This is a genomic window from Silvania sp. (genome assembly GCF_051656365.1).
Classification (GTDB): Bacteria; Pseudomonadota; Gammaproteobacteria; order Enterobacterales; family Enterobacteriaceae; genus Enterobacter; species Enterobacter hatchlandensis.
On the sequence record NZ_JBOGBT010000002.1, the window covers coordinates 1 to 26,978 of the forward strand.

Here is a 26,978-nt window from a genome sequence, read left to right on the forward strand (position 1 = left end):
CCAGGCGCCAGTCCACCGCACTTTGCATTGCCGACCAGTAGAACCCGGCATCGATCCCTTTCCATTGCACGCCGACCAGCGACCCGCCCCAGATCCCGACGGCAACAAAGAGGATCGTCAGCAGCGGCAAAGAGATCACGCCCGCCCAGAAGCGCGGTGAGATCACCCGGCGAAGCGGATCGACGGCCATCATTTCCATACTGGAAAGCTGCTCAGTGGCGCGCATCAGACCGATTTCGGCGGTCAGCGCCGACCCGGCACGACCAGCAAACAGCAGCGCAGCCACCACCGGTCCCAGCTCACGCAGCAGGGAGAGCGCCACCAGCATGCCGAGGCTGGTTTCCGCACTATAGGTGGTCAGCACCAAATACCCCTGCAGCCCTAACACCATCCCGATGAAGACACCGGAAACAATGATAATGAGCATCGACAGGACGCCGACATTATACAGCTGGCGTACCAGCAAAGGAGCATGTTTGCGGAATTCCGGTTTCCCGACCAGCGCATTGAATAACATCAACCCGGCACGCCCGAACGTCCTGATGGTTTTTATGCCACGGTGTCCGAGAGCGGCCAACGCATTTAACAGCATGAGTGGCTTAACTCCCTATTCCCAATAAATCTTGATGATAATCACCTGCCGGATAGCGGAACGGCACAGGGCCATCAGCGATACCGTCGAGGAACTGTCGGACCTGTGGATCGCTGTTATTCTGCAAGGAGTGCGCGCTACCGTGAGCGACAATTTTTTTGTCCGCCACGATGTAAGCGTAATCGGCGATGCTGAGCACTTCAGGCACATCGTGTGAGACCACGATGCAGGTGACGCCCAGGGCGCTATTAAGCTCGGAGATCAGCTTGACCAGCACGCCCATGGTAATAGGATCCTGCCCGACAAAAGGTTCATCAAACATGATCAAATCCGGTTCCAGCGCAATGGCGCGTGCCAGCGCTGCACGCCGCGCCATCCCGCCTGAGAGCTCTGAAGGCATCAGTTTTGCTGCACCGCGTAACCCCACCGCCTCGAGCTTCATCATTACCGTGCTTTTCAACAGTTCTGCAGGCAGACGCGTATGCTCACGCAGTGGATAGGCCACGTTATCAAAGACGTTCAGATCGGTAAAAAGGGCACCAGACTGGAACAGCATACTCATGCGTTTACGCACGGTATACAGGCGAGAGCGCGACATAGTCGGGACATTCTCACCGTCGAAGTGGATCTCTCCGCTTGCCGGGGGGATCTGGCCGCCAATCAGGCGCAACAAGGTGGTTTTACCAATACCTGAGGGCCCCATAATGGCGGTAATCTTACCGCGAGGCACAGTCAAAGAGATGTTGTCAAAAATGACCCGGTTACTGCGCGTGAAGCTGACGCCACGGACATCGACAATATTCGCCCCATTCAGGCTCATGTACATTTCCTTTCTATTGCTGGTGCAGGATCACCATGAGGCTTAGTTCAGCCGCAAACCCAACATTTTTACAGAATATTACCCACTGAGGTTAGCGAAAGCTGGCATTTGTTTTACTTTTACGGCGCATAAAGTCAAAATTAGGAATTCGTTACGTCTACAGACTGTATGCAGCGCCAGAGAAATTTTTCTCCGTGGACCGGCGAGTATACCTGAAGAAAGGACTTTTGATGCTTTTAGCAACGGCACTGTTAATAATTGGTTTACTTTTGGTAGTCTACAGTGCCGATCGTCTGGTGTTCTCCGCATCAATTCTGTGTCGTCTGTTTGGTATTCCCCCCCTGATTATTGGGATGACGGTGGTCAGCATCGGCACCTCCCTGCCGGAGATCATCGTCTCCGTTGCAGCCTCGCTGCACGATCAGGTGGATCTCGCTGTCGGCACCGCTATTGGCTCCAATATCGTCAACATTTTGTTGATTCTGGGCCTTGCCGCGCTGCTGCATCCATTTCGCGTGCATTCTGATGTTCTGCGCCGTGAATTGCCGCTAATGTTAATTGTCAGCCTGCTGGCAGGCTGCGTGCTGTACGACGGGCAGTTAACGTTCAGCGACGGTTTATTTCTGCTGGCGCTGGCGATCATCTGGCTGTTTTACATTGTAAAACTTGCCAGAACGGCTGAAAAACAAGGCCAGGACACCTTAACCCAGGAGCAGGTTGCCGAGCTCCCGCGGGAAGGCAATTTACCCGTCGCATTACTGTGGCTGGGCGTCGCACTGATCATCATGCCGATGGCCACGCAAATGATAGTTGATAACGCGACGGTTCTGGCGAACTACTTTGCTATGAGCGAGTTAACCATCGGCCTGACGGTGATTGCCATTGGTACCAGCCTGCCTGAGCTGGCCACCGCCATCGCCGGAGCACGTAAAGGCGAGGATGACATCGCGATTGGCAATATTATCGGCTCGAATATTTTCAATATTGTGATCGTGCTTGGCCTGCCAGCCCTGATAGCCCCAGGCGCTTTTAACCCGCTTGCGTTTAGCCGCGATTACGGCGTGATGGTGGTGGTTAGCACAATCTTCGCCCTGCTCTGCTGGCAGCGCAAGCAACAGATTGGTCAGGGCGTGGGCGCGCTGCTGACGGTGGGATTTATCGTATGGATGGCGATGCTTTACTGGCTCTCGCCTCTTCTCTCTGGGTAAACGGAAACGCATTATGTCGCAAATAGAATTGCAGCCGGGTTTTGACTTTCAGAAAGCAGGAAAACAGGTTCTGGAGATTGAACGTGAAGGTCTGGCGCAGTTAGATCAATACATTAATCAGGATTTTAGTTCGGCATGTGAGGCGCTGTTTCACTGCACCGGCAAAGTCGTGGTGATGGGAATGGGCAAATCCGGGCATATTGGGCGGAAAATGGCGGCCACTTTTGCCAGCACCGGCACCACCGCGTTTTTCGTCCATCCTGGCGAAGCGGCGCACGGCGACCTGGGTATGGTCAGTGCTCAGGATATCGTGATTGCGTTATCCAACTCCGGCGAATCCAACGAAGTGCTGGCGCTGATCCCGGTGCTTAAGCGGCTTCACGTTCCCCTCATCTGTATTACCAGCCGTCCGGAGAGCAGCATGGCGCGCGCCGCAGATATTCATCTGTGCGTCAAAGTGCCAAAAGAAGCCTGCCCGTTGGGCCTGGCGCCGACTTCCAGCACCACTGCAGCGCTGGTCATGGGCGATGCGCTGGCCGTCGCCCTGTTGGAAGCACGCGGCTTTACCGCCGAAGATTTCGCCCTCTCCCATCCGGGCGGTGCGCTGGGGCGTAAACTGCTGCTGCGGGTTAACGACATCATGCACACAGGTGACGAAATCCCGCACGTCAGTAAAACCGCCTCGCTGCGTGATGCCCTGCTGGAGATCACCCGTAAGAATCTGGGTATGACAGTCATTTGCGACGACCAGATGAAGATTGAAGGTATCTTCACCGACGGGGACTTACGCCGCGTTTTCGATATGGGTGTCGATGTCCGCAAGCTGGGTATCGCCGACGTGATGACCACTGGCGGCATCCGGGTGCGTTCCGGCCTGCTGGCCGTCGAAGTGTTAAACCTGATGCAGTCCCGCCACATCACCTCCGTTATGGTTGCCGATGGCGACCAGTTGCTGGGTGTGGTACATATGCATGATCTGCTGCGCGCAGGCGTAGTGTAATGAAGGATAAGACAATGAGTAATGCGGGTGCATCCCTTGCAACCTGTTATGGCCCGGTCAGTACGCAGATGATGGCGCAGGCAGAAAACATTCGCCTGTTGATTCTGGATGTGGATGGTGTTCTGTCCGACGGTTTGATTTATATGGGTAATAATGGTGAAGAGCTGAAGGCCTTCAACGTGCGCGACGGCTATGGTATTCGCTGCGCGCTCACTTCTGGCATAGAAGTTGCCATTATTACCGGGCGTAAGGCTAAACTAGTAGAAGATCGCTGCGAGACGCTGGGTATTACCCATCTTTACCAGGGACAATCCGATAAGATGGTCGCTTTCAGGGACTTAGTTGGTAAACTGGCTATCGCCCCGGAAAATGTCGCTTATGTTGGCGATGACCTAATTGACTGGCCAGTAATGGCAGAAGTGGGTCTAAGCATCGCCGTTGCCGATGCCCATCCGCTATTGATCCCGCGTGCTGACTATGTCACCCGCATTGACGGCGGCCGCGGCGCAGTCCGGGAAGTGTGCGACCTGTTGTTGCTGGCGCAAGGTAAGCTTGATGAGGCCAAAGGGCAATCGATATGAGTAAATCCAGACGTTGGGTGATTATTCTGCTTTCGCTTGTCGCACTTGTACTGATTGGCGTAAACCTCGCTGACCGGGACGACGCGCAAGCGCCGACGGTGAACACCAACGACCCAACTTATAAAAGCGATCACAGCGATACGGTGGTTTACAGCCCGGAAGGCGCCCTGAACTACCGCCTTATCGCTCAGCACGTTGAGTATTTTTCCGAACAGGGTGTGTCGTGGTTTACCCAACCGGTGATGACCACCTTTGATGCCAATAAAATTCCGACATGGTCGATTAAATCAGACCGGGCAAAACTGACGAATGACCGTATGCTTTATCTGTATGGTCATGTTGAAGTGAATGCGCTGACCGCTGACTCACAGCTGCGCAAAATCACCACCGATAACGCTCAGATTAACCTTGTGACTCAGGATGTGACGTCGCAGGATCTGGTTACGTTATATGGCACCACATTTAATTCCAGCGGTCTGAGAATGCGCGGGAACTTACGCAGCAAGAACGCAGAGCTGATTGAAAAGGTTAGAACCTCTTATGAAATTCAAAACAAACAAACTCAGCCTTAATTTTATCATCGCCAGCGCGCTGCTGGCCGTCAGCCTGCCCGCGCTTGCTGTAACGGGTGATACCGAGCAGCCGATCCATATCGAGTCCGACACACAGTCACTCGATATGCAGGGTAATATAGTGACCTTTACCGGCAATGTCGTGGTGACCCAGGGTACCATCAAAATCAACGCCGACAAGGTTGTTGTCACCCGTCCAGGCGGCGAAGACGGGAAAGAGGTCATTGATGGCTATGGTAACCCGGCCACCTTCTATCAGATGCAGGATAACGGTAAGCCCGTCAAAGGCCGCGCTTCGCAGATGCACTACGAACTGGCGAAGGATTTCGTCGTCCTGACCGGGAATGCGTTCCTGGAGCAGCTCGACAGCAATATTAAAGGCGACAAAATCACCTACCTGGTGAAAGAGCAAAAAATGCAGGCCTTTAGCGAAAAGGGCAAGCGTGTCACGACCGTACTTGTTCCATCGCAGTTGCAGGACAAAAACAACAATCAGGCTCCGGCACAGAAAAAGAGTAACTAATTCGTTATGGCAACATTAACTGCAAAGAATCTCGCCAAAGCCTACAAAGGCCGCCGCGTAGTGGAAGATGTCAGTCTGACCGTCAACTCCGGCGAAATTGTCGGCCTGTTGGGTCCTAACGGTGCGGGTAAAACCACCACCTTTTACATGGTGGTCGGGATTGTGCCGCGCGATGCGGGTAACATCATTATTGATGATGAAGACATCAGCTTGCTGCCCCTTCACGCGCGTGCGCGCCGTGGCATCGGTTATTTGCCGCAGGAAGCCTCGATTTTCCGACGCCTGAGCGTGTTCGACAACCTGATGGCGGTCCTGCAGATCCGTGACGACCTGTCTGCGGAACAGCGCAACGATCGCGCCAATGAGCTGATGGAAGAGTTCCATATCGAGCATCTGCGCAACAGCCTCGGTCAGGCGCTTTCCGGAGGTGAACGTCGCCGCGTGGAAATTGCCCGCGCGCTGGCCGCCAACCCGAAATTTATCCTGCTGGATGAACCCTTCGCGGGCGTTGACCCCATTTCCGTTATCGACATTAAACGCATTATCGAGCATCTGCGCGACAGCGGCCTTGGTGTACTCATCACCGATCACAACGTCCGTGAAACGCTGGCGGTATGTGAACGTGCTTATATCGTCAGCCAGGGCCATCTTATTGCCCACGGTACACCGCAGCAGATCCTTGAAGACGAGCATGTTAAGCGCGTGTATCTTGGGGAAGACTTCAGACTCTGATAGGGTAGAAGTTTAGTCTCGCGTAAACGGAGAAAAATGCTCTGAACATGAAGCAAGGTTTGCAATTAAGGCTCAGCCAACAGCTGGCGATGACACCGCAGTTACAACAGGCCATTCGTCTGTTGCAACTGTCGACGTTAGAACTCCAGCAGGAACTTCAGCAGGCACTGGACAGTAACCCCCTGCTCGAGCAAACCGATCTTCACGAAGAGATAGAAACCCAGCAGCCTCAGGACAAAGAGGCCCTCGACACGGTTGAGGCCCTTGAGCAAAAAGAGATGCCTGACGAGCTTCCGCTCGATGCCAGCTGGGATGAAATCTACACCGCCGGAACACCGTCCGGCACACGTGCAGACTACCAGGACGATGAACTCCCCGTCTATCAGGGTGAAACCACCCAGACGCTTCAGGATTACCTGATGTGGCAGGTGGAGCTGACACCGTTTTCCGATACCGATCGTGCCATCGCCACCTCGATAGTCGATGCCGTCGATGAGACGGGCTATCTGACCGTCTCGCTGGACGACATTCTTGAGAGCATTGGCGATGATGAGCTTGAACTTGAAGAGGTTGAGGCGGTACTGAAGCGCATTCAGCGTTTCGATCCGGTCGGTGTCGCCGCCAAAGATTTACGTGACTGCCTGCTTATCCAGCTTTCCCAGTTCGCTAAAGAGACGCCGTGGCTTGAAGAGGCGCGCCTGATCATCAGCGAACATCTGGATCTGCTGGCGAATCATGACTTCCGTTCGCTGATGCGCGTTACCCGGCTGAAAGAAGATGTGCTGAAGGAAGCGGTGAATCTGATCCAGTCGCTTGATCCGCGTCCAGGTCAGTCTATCCAGGCCGGTGAACCCGAGTACGTCATTCCGGACGTGCTGGTGCGCAAGCACAACGGTCTATGGACCGTGGAGCTCAACGCCGACAGCATTCCGCGTCTGCAAATCAACCAGCAGTACGCGTCAATGTGTACCAGCACGCGCAACGACTCCGATAACCAGTTCATTCGCAGCAACCTCCAGGAGGCGCGCTGGCTGATTAAAAGCCTCGAGAGCCGCAATGACACGCTGCTGCGCGTAAGCCGCTGCATCGTTGAGCAGCAGCAGGCGTTTTTTGAACAGGGTGATGAGTATATGAAACCGATGGTGCTGGCCGATATCGCCCAGGCCGTCGAAATGCATGAATCGACGATTTCCCGCGTGACAACGCAGAAGTATCTGCACAGCCCGCGCGGTATTTTTGAGCTTAAGTATTTTTTCTCCAGCCATGTGAGTACCGAAGGCGGCGGCGAAGCCTCGTCGACGGCTATTCGGGCGCTGGTGAAGAAGTTGATCGCCGCGGAAAACCCCGCGAAACCACTGAGTGACAGTAAGTTGACCACCATGCTGTCCGAACAAGGTATCATGGTCGCACGCCGCACTGTTGCGAAGTATCGAGAGTCTTTATCCATTCCGCCGTCTAACCAGCGTAAACAACTGGTTTGACACAACCGATAAGGAAGACACTATGCAGCTCAACATCACTGGACACAACGTCGAAATCACAGAGTCCTTGCGCGATTTTCTTAACACCAAATTCGCCAAGCTTGAACAGTATTTCGAGAGGATCAATCAGGTCTACATTGTGTTAAAAGTGGAAAAAGTGACTCATATCTCGGATGCGACCCTGCACGTCAACGGGGGTGAAATCCATGCCAGTGCGGAAGGGCAGGACATGTACGCGGCTATCGACGGCTTGATTGACAAGCTGGCCCGGCAGCTAAACAAACATAAAGATAAACTGAAACAACACTAATTGTCCGGGCTGTTAACGGGTGCAGGACGGCCTGTTGTGAAACACAACGGGCCCTTTGTACAGTTAGCGCTTAGGTGAAATTATGATGAATAACGATTCCACTCTACAACTGAGCAACGTCCTTAATCAGGAATGTACCCGCAGTGCGGTTCACTGCCAGAGCAAAAAACGTGCGCTGGAGATCATCAGTGAACTGGCCGCAAAACAGCTGGGCCTGCCATCGCAGGTGGTGTTCGAAGCCATTCTGACCCGCGAGAAAATGGGCAGTACCGGCATCGGCAACGGCATCGCCATTCCACACGGCAAACTGGAAGAAGATACCCTGCGTGCCGTGGGCGTGTTTGTGCAGCTTGAAACGCCGATCGCGTTCGATGCCATTGATAACCAGCCGGTCGATCTACTGTTTGCGCTACTGGTGCCCGCTGACCAGACAAAAACGCATCTGCACACGCTCTCGCTGGTGGCCAAACGACTGGCGGATAAGACCATCTGTCGTCGTCTGCGCGCGGCACAAAGCGATGAAGAGCTCTATCAAATCATTACGGAAACAGAAGGCAATCAGGGTGATGCGTAATCGGGCGATGGCGTTGACATCTGCAGTCCTGAGGAGAAACGGTACATGGTGCTGATGATCGTCAGTGGTCGTTCAGGTTCAGGGAAGTCAGTGGCCCTGCGAGCACTGGAAGATATGGGCTTTTACTGCGTGGATAACCTGCCGGTTGTCCTGCTGCCCGACCTGGCGCGGACGCTGGCCGAACGGCAGATTTCTGCCGCGGTCAGTATTGACGTGCGCAACATGCCTGAATCGCCAGAAATCTTTGAGCAAGCGATGAGCAGTCTGCCGGAGGCGTTTTCACCTCAGCTGCTGTTCCTTGATGCCGATCGCAATACGCTGATCCGCCGCTACAGCGATACCCGTCGCCTGCATCCGCTCTCGAGTAAAAATCTGTCGCTGGAAAGCGCGATCGATCAGGAGAGCGATCTGCTGGAGCCGCTGCGCTCCCGGGCCGATCTGATCGTCGATACCTCGGAAATGTCCGTCCATGAGCTGGCAGAGATGCTGCGTACGCGCCTGCTGGGCAAACGCGAGCGTGAACTGACGATGGTGTTCGAGTCATTTGGCTTTAAGCACGGCATTCCTATCGATGCGGACTATGTATTTGACGTTCGCTTTTTGCCGAACCCGCACTGGGATCCTAAGCTGCGTCCGATGACCGGCCTCGACAAGCCGGTGGCCGCATTCCTCGACCGACATACTGAAGTGCATAACTTTATCTATCAGACGCGCAGCTACCTTGAACTTTGGTTGCCCATGCTGGAGACAAACAATCGCAGCTATCTGACGGTGGCGATTGGCTGTACCGGTGGTAAGCACCGTTCGGTTTACATTGCTGAGCAACTGGCTGACTATTTCCGCTCACGCGGTAAAAACGTGCAGTCTCGTCATCGTACGCTGGAAAAACGCAAAACATGACCGTAAAGCAGACCGTTGAAATCACCAACAAGCTGGGCATGCATGCCCGCCCGGCGATGAAGCTGTTTGAACTGATGCAGGGTTTTGACGCGGAAGTGCTGCTGCGTAACGACGAAGGCACCGAAGCGGAAGCCAACAGCGTGATTGCCTTGCTAATGCTGGATTCCGCCAAGGGTCGCCAGATCGAAATTGAAGCTACCGGCCCACAGGAAGAAGAGGCGCTGGCTGCCGTTATTGCGCTGTTTAACGCCGGGTTTGATGAAGACTAATGCAGGTTATGCGCCTGCATATACCCTTCTCCGCCTAGCTGGCGCATCTGGCGCATGATCCACGCCTGACGGCTGCGCACGTAGCCGGATGGCGTACCGGCCTTAAAGCGAATCGGATTGGGCAACACCGCCGCCAGCAGCGCGGCCTCTGACGGCGTCAGACGACTTGCCGGTTTACGAAAATAGCGCTGTGATGCCGCTTCAACGCCAAATATGCCCTCGCCAAACTCCGCAATATTCAGGTACACCGTCAGGATGCGCTTTTTGCTCCACACCGTTTCGATGCCCAGCGTCAGCCCGGCCTCCAGTCCCTTACGTACCCAGCTGCGCCCATCCCACAGAAACAGATTTTTCGCCGTCTGCTGAGACAGCGTCGACGCCCCGCGGATCCGGCTCGCATTATGCTCGTTATGCGCTAAGGCCTTTTCAATTGCGCCGACGTCAAAGCCCCAGTGATCGGGAAACTTCTGATCTTCTGCAGCAATGACCGCGAGCCCCATCCACGGGGAGATCTCATCCATACTCACCCAGTCTGAATGGGCAACATAGCTGAAATCCCCGCTCAGCCAGCGGCTCAGCTGGCGCTCAATCATCACCGCCGAAAAGGGCACCGGCAGAAAGCTAAACAGGGCAATACCGCCACCCCAGAAGACCGCCAGCATCAGCAAAATGCGCACGACCATCCGTCTCATCCAGCCTGCTCGCGGGCGTTTCAATCTCATTCAGCCAGCACCAGCACACGAGCCACCAGCTTCTCAATGCCACCTGCAGCTTCGGCAATATCTTGCGCCAGCATATAGGCGGGGGTGGTGACGATTTTGTTGTCCTCGTCGACCACGATATCTTCCACCGGGCACGGGATATGCTCCCCGCCCATGTCTTCGATCACTTCGGCGGTATCAATATCGGTGCCGATGGTCAGACGCAGCGGAATATCAAAGATTGCCGGCAGCATTGCCGGTGCAATACAGATGAAGCCCAGCGGTTTACCTGCGGCATGCATCTGCTGCGTCAGGCTTTTTAAATGGCTGTCGACCTGACAGGCGCTGCCCTCGCGGGCAAAATCGCTGAGATTTTTTGCCGCACCAAAGCCTCCCGGCACAATCAGCGCATCCAGCTCATCTGCACGGGCCTGGTTAAGAGGACGAATCTGTCCGCGCGCGATCCGCGCCGCTTCGATCAAGACGTTCCGGCTTTCCGCCATTGGCTCGCCGGTGAGGTGATTAATGACATCCGACTGGGTTCGATCCGGTGCGAAGCAGACGGCTTGTGCCCCGCTGCGTGCCAGTGCCAGCAGCGTCAGGACCGCCTCGTGGATTTCGGATCCATCGTAAACGCCGCAGCCGCTCAGTATTACGCCTACTTTTTTCATCCTGTCGATCCCTCTGAACTATGTTACACGCCCATTAATAATTCTGATTAAAACGGTATGCTTCACACATTTAACTGATTCATGTAACAACTTATTTAAGATTTGCTATCTTAACTGCTTACGGCCTGAATTTTGAGGCTACGCCCATCTGCTACAAAATAACAATTAAGGCGCAGCCATAATTTCCCTGGTGTTGGCGCAGTATTCGCGCACCCCGGTTTAGCCGGGGTCATTTTTTTCTGCTGTCCACCCACGCTTTCAGCACCGCCACGTCGTTCTGCCACTCCTGCTTCATCTCTTCAACCCATTCACCAACGTTATCAGACCATGCCGGTAAATCGGGTGACTGGATTTGCTGACCCAGCTGCTGCAGATGACGCAGGCCAATAGAGCCCGCCGCGCCTTTGATCTTATGCCCTTCTTCGACGATCCCTTTTTGATCGCGCGCCGTCAGATTTGACTCCAGCACGTTCAAATACCCCGGCATCATCTTTTCGAACATGGCGACACCGTCAGTGATCAGCTTCGGACCGACTAAATCGATGTACTGCTCAAGCATGGTGATATCCAGTAAGGACTGCGCTTTTTCGGTATCTACTGTCGTCATGGTGCTCTCCTCTTCATCACGGGTGTCCCAGAATTTCTTGATCATCGCGGTTAATGCCGGAACCGCCAGCGGTTTGCTCAGCACGTCGTTCATCCCGGCATCCAGATACTCTTGTTTATCCTTCAGCACATTGGCGGTCAGCGCCACCAGCGGCGGTAGCTCGTCCTGGGCGTAGCGTTGCGTCAGCTCGCGGGAAATATCCAGCCCGGTCATATCCGGCAGCTGGATGTCCAGCAGCACAAGGTCATATTCCCCCGGGGTGAACATCTCCAGCGCAGCTTTACCGGTCATCGCCACATCCACGCTGCTGCCAAGCTTCTCCAGCACCGAACGCGCGACAATCACGTTCAGCTCGATATCTTCAACCAGTAGCACGTGCAGCGCGGGCAGCGGCATCTCATCCTGGTCAAAGGTATCTTCCACCTCTTCAGCTACCGCAGGGGCATTAATGCTGAGCGTAAACAGCGAACCTTTGCCAGGATTGCTGGTGACGGTAATATCTCCGCCCATGCTCTTGGCTAATCTGCGCGAGACGGCCAGACCAATGCCGGTGCCGGTGGCGGGCTTGCCGCCCTGGCTGTCCTTCACCTGATAATACATGGCGAAGATCTTGTCCTGCTCTTCCTGCGGAATACCGATCCCGGAATCTTCCACTTCGAACTGCAGCATCTCGCCCTCGCCGTAGCGCACGCGCACCGCGACCTGACCACTCTGGGTAAATTTGACGGCGTTGCTGATCAAATTCCACAGGATCTGGCGCAGACGCGTACCGTCCGTCACCACTTTATGCGGCAGCGGCAGCGTTGGATCCAGCACAAAGCGCAGCCCTTTCTGCTGGGCCTGCAGGCCGGAGAGGTTTTCCAGATCCGCCAGGAAGCTGGTGAAGTCTATCGGCTGGTTATCCAGCTGGACTCTGCGCCGCTCCATCTTATCCATATCGATGATATCGTTGAAGATATTACCCAGAGTAACCGCCGAGACGTGAATGGTTTTGAGGTATTTTTCCTGCTCGGCCGTCAGATCGGTATCCAACAGAATGCGGCTCAAGCCGACAATACCGTTGAGTGGCGTGCGCAGCTCGTGGCTGATGGTCGAGATAAAGGTGGTTTTGTCGCGGCTGGCGCGCTCCAGCGCATCCTGATAGCGCTTGCGTTCGGTAATATCGCGGCCAAAGCCCATCAGCCCGTGGCGCTTCCCGACGCGATCGTAGTAAGGCACTTTGCGAATTTCGAAGCAGGCTTTACGCCCATCCGGGTAGTCGAGCCACTGCTCGTAGGTCAACGAAACGTTATGGCGGAACACCTTCTCGTCGGTTTCGATCACTTTGGCCGCCGCCTCTTCCGAATACACATCCTGCGGCCGCAGGTTAACCAGCTGTTTTTCGCTCTTGCCGGTCAGCAGTTCCATTGCCCGGTTGCAGCCGGAGAACTCTTTATCTTCATTGCGATAAAAGACCAGGTCAGGCGAAGCATCGAGAAACGAGCGCAGGAAGGAGGATTGCTGTTCGAGCTGAATTTGCGTCTGCTCGCGTTCGATCATCTCGACCCTGAGCTGTTCCAGCGTGGACTGGCGCTCGGCCTCGGCCTTTACGCGATCGGAGATTTCCTGATTGAGCTGGGCAATGTTGTCCTTCAGCTGCACGTTAAGCTTCAGGTCGCGCTCGCGCATCTCTTCGAGCTTTTCCACCACCCGGGTCAGACGCTGGCGGGACTCTTCCAGCTGCTCCACCACCACCGACAGGAAATAGACCGCCCACGGGGTGATCAGCAGACCAAAGAAAATGGAGCGAATAAGGTCGATGCTCTCGACCTGGCCATGCAGCACCATGGTGATGGCCATCTGTACCACTATCGCCAGCACCACCAGCGCCAGGGCCAGCAGCAGGGAGAAGCGCACCAGGCCAAGCTTCATCATCAGATCGACATAGTATTGCGCCAGTAACCGAATTTGCTTCATAGGGGATCTCTTCACGACGTTATCGCACAATCATACGCAAATTCCAGGCAAGGCGTTGAAGGTTGTGCGAAAAAGTGAGGTGTCAAACAGGAGATGCGCCCCACTCCCGGAAAGGAAGTGAGGCCAATGACGATCAGGAGCGCTTCAGCATCAGCCACAGGCTGAGCAGCAGGAAGGAGGCGCTTGGCAACAGAGCGCCAATCATCGGAGGAATGCCGTAAACCAGCGTCAGCGGACCGAAGATTTGGTCAAGCACGTAGAAGACAAAGCCGAAGCTGATGCCCGTTACCACGCGCACCCCCATCGCCACGCTTCGCAGCGGGCCGAAGATAAACGACAGGGCCATCAGCATCATCACTGCTACGGAGAGCGGCTGGAAAATCTTGCTCCACATATTGAGCTGATAACGTCCGGCATCCTGGCCACTCGACTTCAGGTATTTGACGTAGTTGTGCAGACCGCTAATGGACAGCGCATCGGGATCCAGCGCGACCACGCCGAGTTTGTCCGGGGTCAGGTTGGTTTTCCAGGTGCCGGAGACGGTTTGTGATCCGGTGATTTGCTTTGGATCCTGCAGGTTAGACTCATCCACCTGTGACAGACGCCAGACCTTATTTTCGACATCAAAGGTTGCCGAGGCCGCATAGCGCACCGCCTGCAATCGACGCTGATCGTTAAAGCTGTAGATGCTCACGCCGCCGAGCGAGTTATCGCCCTTCACGCGTTCGATATAGACAAAGTTCTTACCGTCTTTTGCCCACAGCCCCTGCTGCGTGGAGAGCAGCGAGCCACCGTACATCTGCTGTGCGCGGTAGTTACGCGCCATCTGCTCGCCCTGCGGCGCGACCCACTCGCCCATCGCCATAGTCAGCAGCACCAGCGGGATAGCGGTTTTCATCACCGCCATCGCCACCTGCATGCGGGTAAAGCCAGAGGCCTGCATCACCACCAGCTCGCTGCGCTGCGCCAGCATTCCGAGCCCCAATAGCGCACCCAGCAGCGCCGCCATCGGGAAGAAGATCTGCACGTCTTTCGGGATACTCAGCAGGGTATACATCCCCGCGCCGAGCGCGTCATAGCTCCCCTGACCGGCCTTTTTCAGCTGGTCAACAAACTTAATGATCCCGGAGAGTGACACCAGCATGAACAACGTCATCATGATGGTGGTAAAAATAGTTTTACCGATATAGCGGTCAAGAACGCCAAACGCCTGCATTACACCGCTCCTTTACGCATAATCCGGGCTCTTACACGGCGCATCGGCACGGTATCCCACAGATTGAGGGCCACCGCCAATAGCAGATAGAGTCCGTTAACGACCCAGGTCCAGACCACCGGGTCAATTTTCCCTTTGCCGCCGTTCGACTTGATTGATGTTTGTAGCAGGAAGAACACCAGATACAGCAGCATGGCGGGCAGCATCGAGAGCACGCGGCCCTGGCGCGGGTTCACTACGCTCAGCGGAACCACCATCAGCGCCATCATAAAGACGGTAAACACCAGCGTGATACGCCAGTGCAGCTCGGCGCGGGCACGATTGTTGTCAGTGTTAATCAGGGTGCGCATGTCCATTTGCTCGGTATCGCTCGGATCCAGCGCCACCGCCTGATGACCAATAATCGCCTGATAATTCTGGAAGTCAGTAATACGGAAATCTCGCAGCAGGGCAGTGCCTTCGAAGCGGGTGCCTTTGTTCAGCGTGACGATTTGCGAACCGTCTTTCCCCTGCGAGAGCTGACCAGAATCGGCCACCACGACCGACGGACGGGCATTACCTTTCGTGCGGATTTGAGCGAGGAATACTTCGTTAAAGCGGCTGCCGTCAACGCTTTCAATAAACAGCACCGAACTACCGTCTGACGCCTGCTGGAACTGACCCTGCGCGAGGGCAGCCATACCAGGGTTGGCTTTTGCTTCCGCCAGCACTTCATCCTGATGACGGGAAGAGACGGGACCAGCCCACATGACGTTCACGGCGGCAACAATGCCGGTAAACAGCGCCAGTACCATCGCCGCTTTCACCAGCACCGCTTTGCTCAGGCCGCAGGCGTGCATGACGGTAATTTCACTTTCGGTATAGAGTTTACCGAGCGTCATCAGCAGGCCGAGGAAAAGACTGAGCGGCAGGATAAGCTGCGCCATTTCAGGCACGCCTAACCCAAGCAGGGAAAGCACCAGATTTGTAGGGATCTCACCATCGACCGCCGCACCGAGGATCCTTACCAGTTTCTGACAGAAAAAAATCAGTAACAGAATAAAGAGTATCGCCAGCTGGCTTTTGAGCGTCTCCCGAACCAGATATCTTATGATTATCAAATTAAATACGCCCGTAAAAACCCATCTCTTTGCAGGAAAATCGCTTGTTTCATGGCTTAAACGTCATTTATTCTCTTGAGTCGTCGAAATCATCGCTAAGATTAGAACACCCGGCGGATTCGCGCCTCACGAGTTGTAATGACGTGTCGAAACCGTAATTAAGATTAACACGAAGTCACCGCAACAGCGGATATGCGTTACGAAAGGTTGCAATTCTATCCGTAGCCGCCGCCGTTGTCTTTAAGATTCAGGAGCGTAGTTCATGGAGTTCAGTGTAAAAAGCGGTAGCCCGGAGAAACAGCGGAGTGCCTGCATCGTTGTGGGCGTATTTGAACCCCGCAGACTCTCTCCAATCGCCGAACAACTCGATAAAATTAGTGACGGCTATATTAGCGCCCTGCTGCGCCGTGGCGAGCTGGAAGGCAAGCCGGGACAGACGCTGTTGCTGCATCATGTTCCGAACGTGCTGTCTGAACGCATTCTGCTGATTGGCTGTGGCAAGGAGCGTGAGCTGGATGAGCGCCAGTACAAACAGGTGATTCAGAAAACAATCAATACGCTGAATGATACTGGCTCAATGGAAGCAGTATGCTTCCTGACCGAGCTCCACGTAAAAGGGCGTAACACCTACTGGAAAGTGCGCCAGGCCGTTGAGACGGCCAAAGAGACCCTGTACAGCTTCGACCAGTTGAAAACCACCAAAAGCGAGCCGCGTCGACCGCTGCGTAAAATGGTGTTTAACGTCCCAACCCGCCGGGAACTGACCAGCGGTGAACGCGCGATTCAGCACGGTCTGGCCATTGCCGCCGGTATTAAAGCGGCGAAAGACCTGGGCAATATGCCGCCAAACATCTGTAATGCCGGTTACCTGGCGTCGCAGGCGCGTCAGCTGGCTGACTCCTACAGCAAAAACGTCGTCACCCGCGTGATTGGCGAACAGCAGATGAAAGAGCTGGGGATGCACTCCTACCTGGCCGTCGGCAATGGTTCGCAAAACGAATCCCTGATGTCGGTCATTGAGTACAAAGGCAGTCCGTCTGAGGACGTGCGCCCGATTGTGCTGGTCGGTAAAGGCCTGACCTTCGACTCCGGCGGTATCTCCATCAAACCTGCCGAAGGCATGGATGAGATGAAGTACGACATGTGCGGGGCCGCAGCGGTTTACGGCGTGATGCGCATGGTAGCAGAGCTTCAGCTGCCGATTAACGTTATTGGCGTGCTGGCGGGCTGTGAAAACATGCCGGGCGGCCGCGCGTATCGTCCAGGCGACGTGCTGACCACCATGTCCGGGCAGACCGTTGAAGTGCTGAACACTGACGCTGAAGGCCGTCTGGTGCTGTGCGATGTGCTGACCTATGTTGAACGCTTCGAGCCAGAAGCGGTTATCGACGTGGCCACCCTGACCGGTGCCTGCGTGATTGCGCTGGGCCATCACATCACCGGCCTGATGTCGAACCACAACCCGCTGGCGCATGAACTTATCAGTGCCTCTGAACAGGCGGGCGATCGCGCATGGCGTCTGCCAATGAGCGATGAGTATCAGGAGCAACTGGAGTCCAACTTCGCGGATATGGGCAACATTGGTGGTCGTCCTGGCGGTGCCATCACCGCAGGCTGCTTCCTGGCGCGCTTCACCCGCAAGTACAACTGGGCCCACCTGGACATCGCCGGAACCGCATGGCGCTCCGGTAAAGCCAAAGGCGCCACCGGTCGTCCGGTTGCCCTGCTGTCGCAGTTCCTGCTCAACCGCGCCGGGTTTAACGGCGAAGAGTAAACCCGAATCCCGGGTGGCATCCGCCACCCGGCTTCATATTTAAAGTCACCACAAGAAGCCCCATATGATGAAAAACGCAACGTTCTATCTTCTGGACAATGACGCGCAGCAGGATGGCCTTAGCGCTGTCGAACAGCTGGTGTGTGAGATTGCCGCAGAACGTTGGCGCGGTGGTAAACGCGTGCTTATTGCCTGCGAAGATGAACAGCAGGCCATCCGTCTGGATGAAGCCCTGTGGGCACGACCACCGGAAAGTTTTGTTCCGCACAACCTGGCGGGGGAAGGCCCGCGCGGTGGCGCGCCGGTTGAGATCGCCTGGCCGCAAAAACGCAACAGCAGCCCGCGGGATATCCTGATCAGCCTGCGGATCGGCTTTGCAGATTTTGCCACCGCTTTCACAGAAGTGGTAGACTTTGTCCCTCACGAAGATTCTTTGAAACAACTGGCGCGCGAACGCTACAAAGCGTACCGACTGGCTGGTTTTAACCTGAATACGGCAACCTGGAAATAATGGAAAAGACATATAACCCACGCGATATCGAACAGCCGCTATACGAGCACTGGGAACAGCAGGGCTATTTCAAGCCTAACGGCGATGAAAGCAAAGAGTCCTTCTGCATCATGATCCCGCCGCCGAACGTCACCGGCAGTTTGCATATGGGTCATGCCTTCCAGCAGACCATCATGGATACCATGATCCGTTACCAGCGCATGCAGGGCAAAAATACCCTGTGGCAGGCGGGTACCGACCATGCGGGTATTGCTACCCAAATGGTGGTCGAACGTAAGATTGCCGCTGAAGAAGGTAAAACCCGCCACGACTACGGTCGCGACGCCTTTATCGACAAAATCTGGCAGTGGAAAGCCGAATCTGGCGGCACCATTACCCGCCAGATGCGCCGTCTCGGCAACTCCGTGGACTGGGAGCGCGAGCGCTTCACCATGGACGAAGGCCTGTCCAATGCGGTGAAAGAAGTGTTCGTCCGTCTGTACAAAGAAGATCTGATTTACCGCGGCAAGCGCCTGGTAAACTGGGATCCAAAACTGCGCACCGCCATCTCTGACCTGGAAGTGGAAAACCGCGAGTCGAAAGGCTCGATGTGGCACATCCGCTATCCACTGGCCGATGGTGCGACTACCGCAGACGGCAAAGATTATCTGGTCGTGGCAACGACGCGTCCGGAAACCCTGCTGGGCGATACCGGCATCGCCGTTAACCCGGAAGATCCACGCTACAAAGATCTGATCGGTAAATTCGTGGTCCTGCCGCTGGTTAACCGTCGTATTCCCGTTGTGGGCGATGAACACGCCGACATGGAAAAAGGCACCGGCTGCGTCAAAATCACCCCAGCGCACGACTTTAACGACTATGAAGTGGGCCGTCGTCACGCCCTGCCGATGATCAACATTCTGACCTTTGACGGTGATATCCGTGAAAGCGCCGAAGTGTACGACACCAAAGGCGAAGAGTCTGACGTTTACGCAAGCGACATTCCGGCCGAGTTCCAGAAGCTGGAACGCTTTGCCGCGCGTAAAGCCGTGGTTGCCGCGGTTGACGCGCTAGGCCTGCTCGAAGAGGTTAAACCGCACGACCTGACCGTCCCTTACGGCGACCGTGGCGGCGTGGTCATTGAACCGATGCTGACCGACCAGTGGTACGTCCGTGCCGACGTGCTGGCGAAACCGGCGGTGGAAGCAGTTGAAAACGGCGACATCCAGTTCGTGCCGAAGCAGTACGAAAACATGTACTTCTCCTGGATGCGCGATATTCAGGACTGGTGCATCTCCCGTCAGCTGTGGTGGGGTCACCGTATCCCGGCCTGGTATGACAATGAAGGGAATGTGTTTGTTGGCCGCACCGAAGACGAAGTGCGTCAGGAAAACAACCTCGGTGCCGACGTGGCCCTGCGTCAGGACGACGACGTGCTCGACACCTGGTTCTCTTCCGCGCTGTGGACCTTCTCCACCCTCGGCTGGCCAGAGAACACCGACGCGCTGCGTCAGTTCCACCCAACCAGCGTGATGGTTTCCGGCTTCGACATCATCTTCTTCTGGATCGCCCGCATGATCATGATGACCATGCACTTCATCAAAGATGAAGACGGCAAGCCGCAGATCCCGTTCAAGACCATCTACATGACGGGTCTTATCCGCGACGACGAAGGCCAGAAGATGTCCAAATCCAAGGGCAACGTTATCGACCCGCTGGATATGGTGGACGGTATCTCCCTGGAAGACCTACTGGAGAAACGTACCGGTAACATGATGCAGCCGCAGCTGGCAGAAAAAATCGCCAAACGCACCGCGAAGCAGTTCCCGGACGGCATCGAGCCACACGGTACTGACGCCCTGCGTTTCACCCTGGCGGCGCTGGCCTCGACCGGTCGCGACATCAACTGGGACATGAAACGTCTGGAAGGTTACCGCAACTTCTGTAACAAGCTGTGGAACGCCAGCCGCTTTGTGCTGATGAACACCGAAGGACAGGATTGCGGCTTTAACGGCGGCGAAATGACCCTGTCGCTGGCAGACCGCTGGATCCTGGCTGAATTCAACCAGACCACTAAAGCGTTCCGCGAGGCACTGGATAGCTATCGCTTCGATATTGCAGCAGGCATCCTGTACGAATTCACCTGGAACCAGTTCTGCGACTGGTATCTGGAGCTGACCAAGCCGGTAATGAACGGCGGTTCTGAGTCTGAGCTGCGCGGCACACGCAACACGCTGATCACCGTGCTGGAAGGTCTGCTGCGCCTGGGCCACCCGATCATTCCATTTATCACCGAAACCATCTGGCAGCGCGTGAAAGTGATTGCCGGCATCAATGCCGACACCATCATGCTGCAGCCGTATCCAGAATTCGATGCCGCTCAGGTTGATGAAGCCGCTGCTGCCGATACCGAATGGCTGAAGCAGGCGATCGTGGCCGTGCGTAATGTCCGTGCTGAGATGAACATCTCCCCGGGTAAACCGCTGGCGCTTCTGCTGCGTGGATGCAGTGATGCCGCCGCGCGTCGCGTCACCGAAAACAGCACCTTCCTGCAGACCATGGCGCGTCTGGAGAGCATCACCGTGCTGCCTGCGGATGATAAAGGTCCAGTTTCCGTGACCAAAATCATCGACGGCGCCGAGCTGCTGATCCCGATGGCAGGCCTGGTGGACAAAGAGGCTGAGCTGGCGCGTCTGGCGAAAGAAGTGGCGAAAGTCGACATTGAAATCGGCAAGATCGAGAGCAAACTGTCTAATGAAGCCTTTGTTGCACGCGCCCCGGAAGCGGTTATCGCCAAAGAGCGTGAAAGGATGGTGGGTTTCGCGGATGCAAAAGCGAAACTGATCGAGCAGCAGGCCACCATTAGCGCGCTGTGATGAGTGAAGCAATGCATGTAAATGCCCCTGTAACGGCGCAACTGCGCCGTATCACCGCCACGGATAACCCGGCTATTGCCGGCGTTATCCGCCGGGTATCCGCTGAATTCGGCCTGACGGCCGATAAAGGCTATACCGTCGCGGATCCCAATCTCGACGAGCTGTACGCCCTGTACAGCCAGCCCGGCCATGCCTATTGGGTTGTCGAGCAGGATGGGTTAGTTGTGGGCGGCGGCGGCGTTGCGCCGCTCTCCTGCAGCGAGCCGGACATCTGTGAACTGCAAAAAATGTATTTTCTGCCCGTCGTGCGTGGACAAGGCTTAGCCAAAAAACTGGCCCTACTGGCGCTGGATCATGCCCGCGCACAGGGTTTTACGCGCTGTTATCTTGAAACCACCGCCTTCCTCACCGAAGCCATCAGACTGTACGAGCACCTCGGCTTTGAGCATATCGACCAGCCTTTGGGCTGTACCGGACATGTGGATTGTGAAGTGCGGATGCTGAAAACGCTGTAACGCCTTTCCCGCCCCCTTCTGTTAAGCGGCTGTAAACTGAATGCTCTACACTCTCAGTTCAACACCAACATGGGGAAAAATGATGTCGACAATAAAAAGCTACGCCGCACCGCAGGCGGGTGCAGAACTTGAACTGTACGAATACGATGCGGGCGAGCTGAAAGCAGAAGATGTCGAAGTTCAGGTCGATTACTGCGGCATCTGCCACTCCGACCTGTCGATGATCGATAACGAATGGGGCTTCTCAAGCTATCCACTGATTGCCGGTCACGAGGTCATTGGCCGCGTGGTCGCGCTCGGCACCGCCGCGCAGGAAAAAGGGCTGAAAATTGGCCAGCGCGTGGGCATTGGCTGGACCGCTCGCAGCTGCGGGCACTGCGATGCCTGTATCAGCGGCAACCAGATTAACTGTCTCGAAGGCGCCACGCCGACCATTCTCAACCACGGCGGTTTTGCCGACAAGCTGCGCGCCGACTGGCAGTGGGTGATCCCGTTGCCAGACAGCATTGATATTGAATCCGCAGGTCCGCTGCTGTGCGGCGGGATCACCGTCTTCAAACCGCTCTTAATGCATCACGTCACCGCCACCAGCCGCGTAGGCGTTATTGGTATTGGTGGTCTGGGCCACATTGCGATCAAGCTGCTGCACGCGATGGGCTGCGAAGTCACGGCCTTTAGCTCGAACCCGGCAAAAGAGAAAGAAGTGCTGGCGATGGGTGCCGATAAGGTGGTCAACAGCCGCGATCCGGCGCTGTTGAAAGCGCTGGCCGGTCAGTTTGATCTGATCATCAACACCGTAAACGTCGATCTCGACTGGCAGCCATACTTTGAAGCGCTGGCCTACGGCGGCAACTTCCATACCGTGGGTGCCGTCATGAAGCCGCTGCCGGTGCCTGCGTTCACGCTGATTGGCGGCGATCGTAGCGTGTCGGGTTCTGCGACCGGCACGCCTTATGAGCTGCGTAAGCTGATGAAGTTTGCCGGCCGCACCAAAGTCGCGCCAACCACCGAGCTGTATCCGATGTCGAAAATCAACGAAGCGATCCAGCATGTGCGCGACGGTAAAGCCCGTTATCGCGTGGTATTGAAAGCGGACTTTTAAGCCGTGATTGCCCGGTGACGCTACGCTTACCGGGCGTTTTCCACCTACCGTCCAAGTGCAGTAAACACCTCTGCTACCGCCACTGCGCCCGGATCGGTCACTCCCGCCAGATTCTCTTTATTCACATACGATGAGCGCCCTGCTCCGGCTTTTTGCATGCTGGCCGTGGCTTCTGAACCTTTTTTCGCGGCCTCTGCCGCAGCCTGAATATTCCCTTTCTGCAACGCTTCCAGCGCGGGCTGCAGGGCATCGATCAAGGTCCGATCGCCAAGATCCGCCCCGCCGTAGTGCTTCATCTGCTGGAGGCCGTTTAGCAGCGCATCCGGCAGCGGTTTACCCTCATCCAGCGCCTGGCCCGCCGCCGTGAAGAAGATCGACATCAGCACACCGCTCGATCCCCCCATTACCGTTGCCAGTCGTTCGCCCACCAGCAGCAACAGCGAAGGCAGATCGTTCAGCGGCAGACGATCCTCTTCCAGCCACTGCGCAATATCCCGAGCGCCTTGCGCAAAGGTCGATCCAGTATCGCCATCGCCCACTTTGGCATCCAGGGCGTTCAGGCGGTTTTCCAGACCGATCAGGGTCTGCGTCACCGTTGCGACGTACTGCGCCACCTGCGCATTTGCCGAAGGGGTAAACTCAACGCGATCCTGAAGCGCGGAGTGCGCCAGCGTACGCAGCGGGGAAAACGCCACCGGCTTCTGCCAGCCCAGAGTCTCCACCGGTGCGTTAAGCGCCCGCTCAAACCCTTCATTAAGCTTCAGCAGTGAGAGTGAAAAGCCCTTCATGTCCAGAGCACTCACCAGCGGCGCAGGGCCAATCAGATACGCAATGTTCTCTTTCAGCGCCGAATGCGCCAGCTCTTTGGTCAGCAGCGCCATCTCCAGCGCCGACACGCCGCCAAGATTGTTAATCAGCACCGCAAAGCGCCCCGCACCAGCCTGTTCGGCCAGCGGAGTGACCAGCGTGTCGATAATCGCTTTGCTGTTTTGCGACGCCACCACCGATGCCCCAGGTTCGCCGTGAATGCCCAGCCCCAGCTCAACGTGGCCCTGTTTAATACGTCCCTCTTCCTCGTCGCTGCCCGGCAGATTGCAGGTTTGCATCGCCACGCCCAGACTCCAGAGGTTGTCGCAGACCTTGCGGGCAATATCACGCACGTCGCTTAGCGACTTGCCCTGTTCCGCCGCATGTCCGGCAATCTTATGCACCAGCGCCGTTCCGGCAATGCCGCGCGGCTGCTTGTTATCCGGCAGGGCGATATCATCCGCCACAATCACCATCTCCACTTTGAGTCCGTAGCGTTTGGCTTTTTCCGCCGCGAGGCCAAAGTTGAGACGATCTCCGGTGTAGTTTTTCACGATCAGCAGGCAGCCGCGATCGCCGGTAACCGCAACGATGGCGTTCAACACTGCTTCCACGCTCGGCGACGCAAACAGATCGCCACAGACCGCGGCAGTGAGCATCCCTTTGCCGACAAACCCGGCATGGGCCGGTTCATGACCCGATCCGCCGCCGGAGATCACCGCCACGCGGCTTTTATCCCAGTCGGCACGCACCACTACCCGAATCGCCGGATCGCTCTCCAGTTTGACGAGATTGCCGTGTGGGGCCGAGATCAGCATACCTTCAATGGCGTCATTAACCAGTTGTTTACGGTCGTTAAAAAAGAATCTGGACATAGTTCCTCAAATTATTGTTAGCCGTATGCAAAAGCATAGTCCGCACTGGATATTGCGCCGAAAACTGCAGAATTACCTCACTCATTTTACCGTCAGGTTGCCTATACTCGACGCAGGACTCAACGAGGAAGCGCATCATGAGTACACCCCTGCTGATTGCCCGCACGCTGGACAACGAGCTGTTTTTACTGCCCGCAATGGCGAACCGTCACGGCCTGATTACCGGCGCCACCGGTACGGGCAAAACCGTGACGCTGCAAAAGCTGGCCGAATCCTTTTCGGATATTGGCGTGCCGGTGTTTATGGCCGACGTGAAAGGCGATCTCAGCGGGATCGCGCAGGAAGGCGTCGGATCGGAGAAGCTGCTTGAGCGGCTAAAAAACATCGGCATCACCGACTGGCAGCCGCAAAGCAATCCGGTGGTGGTGTGGGATATCTTCGGCGAGAAAGGCCACCCGGTGCGCGCCACCGTCTCCGATCTGGGGCCACTGCTGCTGGCGCGTCTGCTCAATCTGAACGACGTGCAGTCGGGTGTACTGAATATTATCTTCCGCATTGCCGACGAGCAGGGGCTGCTGCTGCTCGACTTGAAAGACCTGCGCGCCATTACGCAGTACATCGGCGATAACGCGAAAGCCTTCCAGACGCAGTACGGCAACATCAGCCCGGCATCCACTGGGGCGATTCAACGCGGGTTACTCACTCTGGAGCAGCAGGGCGCGGAGCATTTCTTTGGTGAACCGATGCTGGATATCAAAGACTGGATGCGCACCGACAGTAACGGCAAGGGCATCATCAACATCCTGAGCGCCGAGAAGCTGTACCAGATGCCGAAGCTGTACGCGGCCAGCCTGCTGTGGATGCTCTCTGAGCTCTTCGAGCAGCTGCCGGAAACGGGCGATCTGGATAAACCGAAGCTGGTCTTCTTCTTCGACGAAGCCCACCTGCTGTTCAGCGATGCGCCGCAGGTGCTGCTCGACAAGATAGAACAGGTGATCCGCCTGATCCGCTCCAAAGGGGTTGGGGTCTGGTTTGTTTCGCAGAATCCCGGCGATATTCCTGACAACGTGCTGGGCCAGCTGGGGAATCGCGTTCAACATGCCCTGCGCGCCTTTACGCCAAAAGATCAGAAGGCCGTCAAAGCCGCAGCACAAACCATGCGCGCCAATCCAGCCTTCGATACCGAAGCGGCCATCCAGGCGCTGGGAACCGGTGAAGCGCTGATTTCGTTTCTCGACGCCAAAGGCAGCCCGTCGATGGTGGCCCGCGCGATGGTCATCGCCCCCTGCTCGCGAATGGGGCCGGTCAGTGAGGATGAGCGTAATGGGCTTATCAACCACTCCCCGGTCTACGGTAAGTACGAGGATCAGGTGGACCGCGAGTCTGCATTCGAAATGCTGCAAAAAGGCGTTCAGTCCAGCCCGGATCAACAGGAGGCCCCCGCCGCTAAAGGCCAGCCTGCCGACGCCGATGAGGGGATCCTGGGTGGCTTAAAAGACATTCTGTTTGGCAGCACCGGTCCGCGCGGCGGCAAGCGCGATGGCGTGGTGCAAACCATGGCGAAAAGCGCGGCGCGTCAGGTGACTAATCAGATCGTGCGCGGCATGCTGGGCAGTTTACTGGGCGGACGGCGACGATAACGCGGGGATCCACGGGGTACCGAGCGCTGAGCCCTGAACGCCCTGCTCATTCAGATAGCGGTCGAGTTCTACCATTCCCGTCCAGCGGTTCTCACACCACAGCGGTGCCAGCAGTGTTGGCCGGCGAGCGCTGGCAGAGATCCGGTGATAGACCACCTCCGGCGGCGTGTGGCGGATCATTTCGCCCGCCGTCAGCACGTACTCGTCCAGTTCGATCCCGCTCAGGCGACCTGCTTCCCAGGCTTTGGCCATGATACTGCCCGTCACAATGTGCAGCGGGTGGAGCTTAATGCCGTCAACGCCGGTCTCGATGACTTTATGCAGGGTGTCCAGCGCGTGCTGCTGGTGTTCTCCCGGCAGGCCGACAATCAGATGGGTGCACACTTTCAGCCCGCGCTCGCGCGCCAGCCGGGTGGTGCGCTGATAGCAGGCAAAATCGTGACCGCGATTAATGCGATGCAGGGTTTTATCGTGCGCGGTCTGTAACCCCAGCTCCAGCCAGATCTCATACCCTTGCTCTTTGTAGTCGCTGAGCAGATCGAGCACCGCCTCCGGCACGCAGTCCGGACGCGTACCGACGCACAGCCCAACAATGTTCGCCTGGCTTACTGCCTGCTGATACATAGAACGAAGTACCTGCACTTCGGCCCAGGTGCTGGTATACGCCTGAAAATAGGCCAGATACTGCTTCGCGCGATTCACCAACGTTGCCTGATGGGCGAGCTGGTCGGCAATAGATTGATGCTGCTGCGCCTCATCAGCAAAGGAGGCCACGTTACAGAACGTGCAGCCGCCGCGCCCGATGGTGCCGTCGCGATTCGGGCAGCTAAACCCCCCGTGGAGCGATAGCTTATGGACCTTTTGCCCATAGCGGCGCGAAAGATCCCCACCAAACATGTTGACTAATTTCTGTAACTGCATAATCTGATAGACCGCCCCGTTGAAAGGGGACAAGCCTGCCATTTTTAGCTTCCATCGGCGATGACCTGGATCAATCGTCATGGTGCGCTTTTATCTTTTGCATAATTACCCAAGATAACTGCAATTTCATTCACCCCTCTTTTAATTACTTTTCCTTATGTTCAG

At 56.1% G+C, this 26,978-nt stretch carries 26 protein-coding genes; 17 read left to right on the forward strand and 9 right to left on the reverse strand.

Going from position 1 to position 26,978, the window contains the following annotated elements:
- Both ACRDD5_RS00100 and mlaF read right to left on the reverse strand, forming a co-directional pair.
- Positions 1-592 (reverse strand): MlaE family lipid ABC transporter permease subunit (locus ACRDD5_RS00100; RefSeq protein ID WP_438675538.1); only part of this gene is annotated, 592 nt, incomplete at its 3' end.
- Positions 593-599: 7 nt separating this feature from the next.
- Positions 600-1,412 carry a phospholipid ABC transporter ATP-binding protein MlaF gene (gene mlaF / locus ACRDD5_RS00105; protein WP_271284359.1) on the reverse strand — a complete coding sequence of 271 codons (813 nt, stop codon included), beginning with the start codon at positions 1,410-1,412 and terminating at the stop codon, positions 600-602.
- A 230-nt stretch (positions 1,413-1,642) separates the two neighbouring features.
- Between mlaF and ACRDD5_RS00110 the strand changes: the two genes are divergently transcribed.
- From ACRDD5_RS00110 to npr, 11 genes are all read left to right on the forward strand, one after another.
- Complete coding sequence (locus ACRDD5_RS00110) at positions 1,643-2,620, forward strand: calcium/sodium antiporter (RefSeq protein ID WP_271284358.1); 978 nt, start codon at positions 1,643-1,645, stop codon at positions 2,618-2,620.
- A 13-nt stretch (positions 2,621-2,633) separates the two neighbouring features.
- Entirely contained in the window at positions 2,634-3,620 is a 987-nt protein-coding gene (kdsD, locus tag ACRDD5_RS00115) for an arabinose-5-phosphate isomerase KdsD (RefSeq protein WP_271284357.1), read from the forward strand.
- 14 nt (positions 3,621-3,634) lie between these two features.
- Entirely contained in the window at positions 3,635-4,201 is a 567-nt protein-coding gene (gene kdsC, locus ACRDD5_RS00120) for a 3-deoxy-manno-octulosonate-8-phosphatase KdsC (RefSeq protein ID WP_271284629.1), read from the forward strand.
- A complete protein-coding gene (gene lptC / locus ACRDD5_RS00125) occupies positions 4,198-4,773 on the forward strand; it encodes an LPS export ABC transporter periplasmic protein LptC (RefSeq protein ID WP_438675539.1) in 576 nt (191 codons plus the stop codon). The genes kdsC and lptC overlap by 4 nt, the downstream gene beginning before the upstream one ends.
- The gene (gene lptA / locus ACRDD5_RS00130; RefSeq protein WP_271284355.1) at positions 4,742-5,296 is read left to right on the forward strand and encodes a lipopolysaccharide ABC transporter substrate-binding protein LptA; all 555 of its coding nucleotides are present in this window, start codon (positions 4,742-4,744) and stop codon (positions 5,294-5,296) included. The genes lptC and lptA overlap by 32 nt, the downstream gene beginning before the upstream one ends.
- Before the next feature lie 6 nt (positions 5,297-5,302).
- A complete protein-coding gene (gene lptB, locus ACRDD5_RS00135; protein ID WP_271284354.1) occupies positions 5,303-6,028 on the forward strand; it encodes an LPS export ABC transporter ATP-binding protein in 726 nt (241 codons plus the stop codon).
- A gap of 47 nt (positions 6,029-6,075) precedes the next feature.
- Positions 6,076-7,509 (forward strand): RNA polymerase factor sigma-54, encoded by a 1,434-nt coding sequence (rpoN, locus tag ACRDD5_RS00140; RefSeq protein ID WP_271284353.1) that lies wholly within the window; start codon positions 6,076-6,078, stop codon positions 7,507-7,509.
- Positions 7,510-7,531: 22 nt separating this feature from the next.
- On the forward strand, positions 7,532-7,819 hold the full coding sequence (gene hpf / locus ACRDD5_RS00145; protein WP_271284352.1) for a ribosome hibernation promoting factor: 288 nt from the start codon (positions 7,532-7,534) through the stop codon (positions 7,817-7,819).
- Between the two features lie 82 nt (positions 7,820-7,901).
- A complete protein-coding gene (gene ptsN / locus ACRDD5_RS00150) occupies positions 7,902-8,393 on the forward strand; it encodes a PTS IIA-like nitrogen regulatory protein PtsN (RefSeq protein WP_271284351.1) in 492 nt (163 codons plus the stop codon).
- 45 nt (positions 8,394-8,438) lie between these two features.
- Complete coding sequence (gene rapZ, locus ACRDD5_RS00155; protein ID WP_271268326.1) at positions 8,439-9,293, forward strand: RNase adapter RapZ; 855 nt, start codon at positions 8,439-8,441, stop codon at positions 9,291-9,293.
- The gene (gene npr / locus ACRDD5_RS00160) at positions 9,290-9,562 is read left to right on the forward strand and encodes a PTS phosphocarrier protein NPr (RefSeq protein ID WP_047058971.1); all 273 of its coding nucleotides are present in this window, start codon (positions 9,290-9,292) and stop codon (positions 9,560-9,562) included. The genes rapZ and npr overlap by 4 nt, the downstream gene beginning before the upstream one ends.
- Here the strand turns inward: npr and mtgA are convergent.
- The 5 genes from mtgA to lptF all read right to left on the reverse strand — a co-directional run bounded on the left by mtgA (position 9,559) and on the right by lptF (position 15,813).
- The gene (mtgA, locus tag ACRDD5_RS00165) at positions 9,559-10,254 is read right to left on the reverse strand and encodes a monofunctional biosynthetic peptidoglycan transglycosylase (RefSeq protein WP_438675540.1); all 696 of its coding nucleotides are present in this window, start codon (positions 10,252-10,254) and stop codon (positions 9,559-9,561) included. The genes npr and mtgA overlap by 4 nt on opposite strands.
- A gap of 26 nt (positions 10,255-10,280) precedes the next feature.
- A complete protein-coding gene (elbB, locus tag ACRDD5_RS00170; RefSeq protein WP_438675541.1) occupies positions 10,281-10,934 on the reverse strand; it encodes an isoprenoid biosynthesis glyoxalase ElbB in 654 nt (217 codons plus the stop codon).
- Positions 10,935-11,163: 229 nt separating this feature from the next.
- The gene (gene arcB, locus ACRDD5_RS00175; protein ID WP_438675542.1) at positions 11,164-13,497 is read right to left on the reverse strand and encodes an aerobic respiration two-component sensor histidine kinase ArcB; all 2,334 of its coding nucleotides are present in this window, start codon (positions 13,495-13,497) and stop codon (positions 11,164-11,166) included.
- Positions 13,498-13,630: 133 nt separating this feature from the next.
- Positions 13,631-14,713: an LPS export ABC transporter permease LptG gene (gene lptG, locus ACRDD5_RS00180; protein WP_271284347.1), complete on the reverse strand. Its 1,083-nt coding sequence runs from the start codon at positions 14,711-14,713 to the stop codon at positions 13,631-13,633.
- Entirely contained in the window at positions 14,713-15,813 is a 1,101-nt protein-coding gene (gene lptF / locus ACRDD5_RS00185; protein WP_438675543.1) for an LPS export ABC transporter permease LptF, read from the reverse strand. The genes lptG and lptF overlap by 1 nt, the downstream gene beginning before the upstream one ends.
- Before the next feature lie 262 nt (positions 15,814-16,075).
- Here lptF and pepA point away from each other — a divergent pair, with 262 nt between their 5' ends.
- The 5 genes from pepA (at position 16,076) to ahr (ending at position 22,570) form a co-directional block, all read left to right on the forward strand.
- Positions 16,076-17,587 (forward strand): leucyl aminopeptidase, encoded by a 1,512-nt coding sequence (gene pepA, locus ACRDD5_RS00190; protein ID WP_271284345.1) that lies wholly within the window; start codon positions 16,076-16,078, stop codon positions 17,585-17,587.
- A gap of 67 nt (positions 17,588-17,654) precedes the next feature.
- Entirely contained in the window at positions 17,655-18,098 is a 444-nt protein-coding gene (gene holC / locus ACRDD5_RS00195; RefSeq protein WP_271284628.1) for a DNA polymerase III subunit chi, read from the forward strand.
- Positions 18,098-20,953, forward strand: a complete 2,856-nt coding sequence (locus ACRDD5_RS00200) for a valine--tRNA ligase (protein WP_438675544.1) — start codon at positions 18,098-18,100, stop codon at positions 20,951-20,953. Before holC ends, ACRDD5_RS00200 begins: the two co-directional genes overlap by 1 nt.
- Positions 20,954-20,964: 11 nt before the next feature.
- Entirely contained in the window at positions 20,965-21,468 is a 504-nt protein-coding gene (locus tag ACRDD5_RS00205) for a GNAT family N-acetyltransferase (protein ID WP_271284343.1), read from the forward strand.
- 82 nt (positions 21,469-21,550) lie between these two features.
- Positions 21,551-22,570, forward strand: a complete 1,020-nt coding sequence (gene ahr, locus ACRDD5_RS00210) for an NADPH-dependent aldehyde reductase Ahr (RefSeq protein ID WP_271284342.1) — start codon at positions 21,551-21,553, stop codon at positions 22,568-22,570.
- A 44-nt stretch (positions 22,571-22,614) separates the two neighbouring features.
- Here the strand turns inward: ahr and ACRDD5_RS00215 are convergent, their stop codons facing one another.
- Positions 22,615-24,252: a dihydroxyacetone kinase subunit DhaK gene (locus ACRDD5_RS00215; protein WP_438675545.1), complete on the reverse strand. Its 1,638-nt coding sequence runs from the start codon at positions 24,250-24,252 to the stop codon at positions 22,615-22,617.
- Positions 24,253-24,389: 137 nt separating this feature from the next.
- On the opposite strand from ACRDD5_RS00215, the gene ACRDD5_RS00220 reads away from it, so the two are divergent.
- Complete coding sequence (locus ACRDD5_RS00220) at positions 24,390-25,892, forward strand: helicase HerA-like C-terminal domain-containing protein (RefSeq protein WP_438675546.1); 1,503 nt, start codon at positions 24,390-24,392, stop codon at positions 25,890-25,892.
- Here ACRDD5_RS00220 and ACRDD5_RS00225 read toward each other — a convergent pair.
- Entirely contained in the window at positions 25,869-26,813 is a 945-nt protein-coding gene (locus tag ACRDD5_RS00225; RefSeq protein ID WP_438675548.1) for a TIGR01212 family radical SAM protein, read from the reverse strand. The two genes, ACRDD5_RS00220 and ACRDD5_RS00225, sit on opposite strands and share 24 nt — an antisense overlap.
- Between the last annotated feature and the right edge of the window lie 165 nt (positions 26,814-26,978).

Excerpts from the sequence above, each read along its gene's own strand:
- mlaF (WP_271284359.1), bottom strand. The coding sequence starts at position 1,412 with ATGAGCCTGAATGGGGCGAATATTGTCGATGTCCGTGGCGTCAGCTTC.
- ACRDD5_RS00110 (WP_271284358.1), top strand. The coding sequence starts at position 1,643 with ATGCTTTTAGCAACGGCACTGTTAATAATTGGTTTACTTTTGGTAGTC.
- kdsD (WP_271284357.1), top strand. The coding sequence starts at position 2,634 with ATGTCGCAAATAGAATTGCAGCCGGGTTTTGACTTTCAGAAAGCAGGA.
- kdsC (WP_271284629.1), top strand. The coding sequence starts at position 3,635 with ATGAGTAATGCGGGTGCATCCCTTGCAACCTGTTATGGCCCGGTCAGT.
- lptC (WP_438675539.1), top strand. The coding sequence starts at position 4,198 with ATGAGTAAATCCAGACGTTGGGTGATTATTCTGCTTTCGCTTGTCGCA.
- lptA (WP_271284355.1), top strand. The coding sequence starts at position 4,742 with ATGAAATTCAAAACAAACAAACTCAGCCTTAATTTTATCATCGCCAGC.
- lptB (WP_271284354.1), top strand. The coding sequence starts at position 5,303 with ATGGCAACATTAACTGCAAAGAATCTCGCCAAAGCCTACAAAGGCCGC.
- rpoN (WP_271284353.1), top strand. The coding sequence starts at position 6,076 with ATGAAGCAAGGTTTGCAATTAAGGCTCAGCCAACAGCTGGCGATGACA.
- hpf (WP_271284352.1), top strand. The coding sequence starts at position 7,532 with ATGCAGCTCAACATCACTGGACACAACGTCGAAATCACAGAGTCCTTG.
- ptsN (WP_271284351.1), top strand. The coding sequence starts at position 7,902 with ATGATGAATAACGATTCCACTCTACAACTGAGCAACGTCCTTAATCAG.
- rapZ (WP_271268326.1), top strand. The coding sequence starts at position 8,439 with ATGGTGCTGATGATCGTCAGTGGTCGTTCAGGTTCAGGGAAGTCAGTG.
- npr (WP_047058971.1), top strand. The coding sequence starts at position 9,290 with ATGACCGTAAAGCAGACCGTTGAAATCACCAACAAGCTGGGCATGCAT.
- mtgA (WP_438675540.1), bottom strand. The coding sequence starts at position 10,254 with ATGAGACGGATGGTCGTGCGCATTTTGCTGATGCTGGCGGTCTTCTGG.
- elbB (WP_438675541.1), bottom strand. The coding sequence starts at position 10,934 with ATGAAAAAAGTAGGCGTAATACTGAGCGGCTGCGGCGTTTACGATGGA.
- arcB (WP_438675542.1), bottom strand. The coding sequence starts at position 13,497 with ATGAAGCAAATTCGGTTACTGGCGCAATACTATGTCGATCTGATGATG.
- lptG (WP_271284347.1), bottom strand. The coding sequence starts at position 14,713 with ATGCAGGCGTTTGGCGTTCTTGACCGCTATATCGGTAAAACTATTTTT.
- pepA (WP_271284345.1), top strand. The coding sequence starts at position 16,076 with ATGGAGTTCAGTGTAAAAAGCGGTAGCCCGGAGAAACAGCGGAGTGCC.
- holC (WP_271284628.1), top strand. The coding sequence starts at position 17,655 with ATGAAAAACGCAACGTTCTATCTTCTGGACAATGACGCGCAGCAGGAT.
- ACRDD5_RS00200 (WP_438675544.1), top strand. The coding sequence starts at position 18,098 with ATGGAAAAGACATATAACCCACGCGATATCGAACAGCCGCTATACGAG.
- ACRDD5_RS00205 (WP_271284343.1), top strand. The coding sequence starts at position 20,965 with ATGCATGTAAATGCCCCTGTAACGGCGCAACTGCGCCGTATCACCGCC.
- ahr (WP_271284342.1), top strand. The coding sequence starts at position 21,551 with ATGTCGACAATAAAAAGCTACGCCGCACCGCAGGCGGGTGCAGAACTT.
- ACRDD5_RS00215 (WP_438675545.1), bottom strand. The coding sequence starts at position 24,252 with ATGTCCAGATTCTTTTTTAACGACCGTAAACAACTGGTTAATGACGCC.
- ACRDD5_RS00220 (WP_438675546.1), top strand. The coding sequence starts at position 24,390 with ATGAGTACACCCCTGCTGATTGCCCGCACGCTGGACAACGAGCTGTTT.
- ACRDD5_RS00225 (WP_438675548.1), bottom strand. The coding sequence starts at position 26,813 with ATGCAGTTACAGAAATTAGTCAACATGTTTGGTGGGGATCTTTCGCGC.